The following is a 3,781-nucleotide window of genomic DNA, read 5'->3' as shown; positions in this document are numbered from 1 at the left end:
CCCGTGCCCGTGCCCGTGCGGGCGTCGCGGGGCCGGGCGGATGCCGCCAGCGCGAAGACCCTCACCATCGGCGAGGTCCTCGACCGGCTGCGGCTGGACTACCCGGACGTGACCCTGTCCAAGATCCGCTATCTGGAGGCGGAGGGGCTCGTCACCCCCGCCCGCACGAGCGCGAACTACCGTAAGTACTCCGCCGCCGACGTCGCCCGGCTGCGCTACGTCCTCGGCGCGCAGCGTGAGCGCTTCCTGCCACTGCGAGTGATCAAACAGGAGCTGGAGTCGCTGGACAGCGAGCCGCTCCCGCGGGAGCGCCCCGGCCCGCGCCCGGTGGCACCGCCGTCGCCCGGCCCCCTCGACGCCCTGCTCGACAACGGCGAGCAGGTGCGGATGTCACGGCGGGAACTGCTCGCCGCGGCCGGTGTCAACGAGCAGGAGCTCACCGAGCTCGAGCAGTACGGGCTGGTCGCCCCCCGTCCCGGGGGCAGCTACTTCGACGGGGACGCGCTGGCGGTCGCGCGGACGTTCGCCGCGCTGAGCGGCTTCGGCATCCAGCCCCGGCACCTGCGCCCGTCGCGGGTGGCCGCCGACCGGGAGGCCGGGCTGATCGAGCAGGTGACGGCGCCGCTGCGGGCGCAGCGCGACCCGTTCAGCAGCGGGCGGGCGGAGGAGGCCCTGGACGAGATCGCCGGGCTGCTCGTGCGGCTGCACGCGGCCTTGCTGCGCGCCCGGCTGCGCACCGGGCCGGGCGCGTGACACATGCCCCCTGCGGCGTCCCGGGCCGGGCAGGTGACGCGCCCGGCTGGGTCCTGGACCGGGCAGGTGACATCGCCGGCCGGGGGCGGAGCGCCTGTCGGCTGCGTGGGCCGGCTCACACCCGGGCACCTATTGTTGACCGGGGTGGCAGGTCCGTGCGATGGCCGATCTTACTGGAGATCTTGTCGGAAGCGTCGGGCCGCTGACGAAGCCCGGAGACCGGGATAGTGTCAGCCGGTGGCGGTTTACAGTTTCCGGTCGGATCATCCCGTCCTGCCCGCCTGTGTGAGGAGGTAGATCGGTGCATCGGCTGGACATCGTCGGCGTTCGTGTCGAGCTTCCGTCGAAGCAGCCGATCGTCCTGTTGAAGGAGGTCGGCGGTGAGCGTTACCTGCCCATCTGGATCGGCGCGGTGGAGGCGACGGCCATAGCCTTCGCCCAGGAGGGCATCACGACCGCCCGCCCGATGACGCACGACCTGATGCGTGACGTGTTGCGTGCCCTGCGGACCGAGCTCACCAGGGTGACCATCAACGATCTGCAGGACGGCGTGTTCTTCGCCACACTTGTCTTCGGCAACGGGGTCGAGGTCTCGGCCCGGCCGTCGGACGCCATCGCGCTGGCGATGCGGATGGGGGCGCCGGTCTACGGCGAGGAGTCGGTGCTCGCCGAGGCCGGGATCACCGTGCCGGAGGAGCAGGAACAGGAGCAGGAGAGCGAGCTGGAGAAGTTCCGGGAGTTCCTCGACACGATCTCGCCGGAGGACTTCAACACGCCAGGCTCCTGACGCGGGGGCCCTGGCATGCGGCGTGCCCCGTCAGCCGTCCGGTTCCCGGGCCGCCGAAAGGCTTTCCAGCCGATTCGTACAGTTCGCTGACCGCTGTGGCTGTGTGCGGCTGTATCCTCACAAAGGCTTGATCTGGGAACATTGTGGGTCTGCCACGGGACACGCCGATCGCGATCATTGATGGGATCGCCCGAGGCTCTTACCGTCGAGTCGAGGCGGTTGAGTGAACTCAGGGTGGCTGGCTGGCGGACGGGACGACGACAGCGATGATCGGATGGCGATGATCGGACAGGGGCAGCTCTTCCCGGACGATCTCCCGTTGCCGCCCGGTGACGATGTCGGTTACCGGGGGCCCACCGCGTGTGCGGCCGCGGGCATCACCTACCGGCAGCTCGACTACTGGGCCCGCACCGGCCTGGTCGTGCCGAGCGTACGCGGCGCCACCGGCTCGGGCAGCCAGCGGCTGTACTCCTTCCGGGACGTGCTGGTCCTGCGTGTCGTGCGCAAGCTGCTGGAGGCCGGGGTCTCCCTGCAGAACATCCGCGCCGCCGCCGACTGCCTGCGCCTGCGCGGGATCGAGGACCTGGCACAGGTCACCCTGGTCAGCGACGGGTCGACCGTGTACGAGTGCACCTCCGACGACCAGGTCATCGACCTCGTCCAGGGCGGCCAGGGGGTTTTCGCGATCGCGGTCGGCCGGGCCGTCCAGGACATGCGCGGGCAGCTGTCCCAGCTGCCGACGGAGCGCCCCGAACGCCCCGAGCGCGGGGGGCACCCCGGCCCGGCGACGGTCGGTCATCCCGGGGACGAGCTGGCCAACCGCCGCAGCCGGCGCAGCTCGGCCTGACGACGGCCCATGGCCGCGGCGGCCCGGCCCGGCCGCCGCGGCCATGGGCCAGGCCTCGTCGGCCGTCCGGTGCAAGTCGGCCGTCCGGTGCCGGGACCGGCGGATCACAGGTGGTGATCCGTAACGGTCAGCGCGGGTTCGCGGCGCCGCGCCGCGCGGCGTAGTGCGTGGTGCCGTGCGGCGCGGCGCAGTGCGGATCGTCGGGCTGCCCGGCCGTGGGGTGCGCCGCGGCGGGCAGATGGTCGACCTGCAGGGTGGTGTGGTCGATGTGATGCTCCTCGCGCAGCCAGGCGTGTATCCCGGCCCGGACGGCGTGGCAGTCCGCGTCGGGATGCACCAGCACGTGCGCGGACAGCGCCGGCTCACCGGAGGTGATCTGCCAGATGTGCAGGTCGTGGACTTCGCTGACACCGGGCCGGCGGGCCATCGCGGCACCTATGCCGTCCGGGTCGACCCCGTCGGGGGCGGCCTCGAGGAAGATCCGGCCGGAGGCGTGCAGCAGGCCGGCGCCGGCTCTGACCATGAGGACGACGACGGCGAGCGAGGCGACCGTGTCCGCGCGCTCCCATCCGGTGGCGAGGACGACCACTGCCGCGACGGCGGTGGCGACGAACGCGTAGAGGTCGTTGAGAACGTGCTGGAAGGCGCCGTCGATGTTCAGGCTCGTCCGGTTGGCCCGGCTCATCGCCCAGGCCGCGGCAAGGTTGACGGCCACCCCGAGGAGCGCGACGGCCAGCACGGGCCCGCCGGCCACGTCACCCGGGGTGAGCAGCCGGCGGATCGCCTCGACGGTGAGCCAGCCGGCCAGCAGGAGCAGGGTGAGCCCGTTGGCCTGGGCGGAGAGGATCTCCACCCGGCGCAGGCCGAACGTGTAGGCGCCGCCGGCCGGCCGGGCCGCGACCCGCAGGGCCACCAGCGCCAGCGCGATCGCCGCCGCGTCGGTGAGCATGTGGGCCGCGTCCGACAGCAGCGCCAGGGAGTGCGCGAGCAGGCCAACGACGACCTCCACGACGAGGTAGGCGAGGATGATGCCGAGAGCGGTCATCAGCCAGCGCCGGTCCGCGTCCGCGGCGACGTCGTGCCCGTGACCGGCATGCTGCCCGTGACCGCTGTCATGGCCGTGGCCGCCGCCGCCGGGGCCGTGCGCTGTTCCGGTATTCTCCGCCACCGGCTTTCCTTTCCCGGCCCGCCGTTGCCCTCCCGTGGCCGTCCGGCTTTCCACGTTACTTCCTTCCGCCGGCCCCGTCATTTGCGCTGAAAATGGCTGCCGATATCGGGTTCAGCATTCCGGGAACGGCGCTGTTTTCCCGCCGGCTGTTTCCCGTGTCCTGGTGGGCGTTTTCTCCGGACGTCACGTCCGGGACGGCTGCCCACCCGCGACGCGTCCGGGGGGA

General features: G+C 72.2%; 4 protein-coding genes. 3 read left to right on the top strand and 1 reads right to left on the bottom strand.

Going from position 1 to position 3,781, the window contains the following annotated elements; translation table 11 throughout:
* From ftsR to AC5LSR_RS06440, 3 genes are all read left to right on the top strand, one after another.
* A partial coding sequence (ftsR, locus tag AC5LSR_RS06450; RefSeq protein ID WP_445548708.1) for a transcriptional regulator FtsR occupies window positions 1–753 on the top strand: 753 nt, incomplete at its 5' end.
* Window positions 754–1,054: 301 nt separating this feature from the next.
* A complete protein-coding gene (locus AC5LSR_RS06445) occupies window positions 1,055–1,540 on the top strand; it encodes a bifunctional nuclease family protein (RefSeq protein WP_250285080.1) in 486 nt (161 codons plus the stop codon).
* 274 nt (window positions 1,541–1,814) lie between these two features.
* A complete protein-coding gene (locus AC5LSR_RS06440; protein WP_250285082.1) occupies window positions 1,815–2,387 on the top strand; it encodes a MerR family transcriptional regulator in 573 nt (190 codons plus the stop codon).
* Window positions 2,388–2,514: 127 nt separating this feature from the next.
* On the opposite strand, the gene AC5LSR_RS06435 is transcribed toward AC5LSR_RS06440, so the two are convergent.
* Window positions 2,515–3,555, bottom strand: coding sequence for a cation diffusion facilitator family transporter (locus AC5LSR_RS06435; RefSeq protein WP_250285084.1), 1,041 nt, complete (start codon window positions 3,553–3,555; stop codon window positions 2,515–2,517).
* Window positions 3,556–3,781: the final 226 nt, after the last annotated feature.

It is taken from the genome of Protofrankia sp. CiP1_Cm_nod4 (genome assembly GCF_982290645.1).
The sequence above is the reverse complement of the archived record's forward strand: the minus strand, read 5'-3'. Positions and strand labels throughout refer to the sequence as shown.

What these genes read in the sequence shown, in the direction of transcription:
- AC5LSR_RS06440 (WP_250285082.1), top strand. Translation starts at nt 1,815, where the DNA reads ATGGCGATGATCGGACAGGGGCAGCTCTTCCCGGACGATCTCCCGTTG.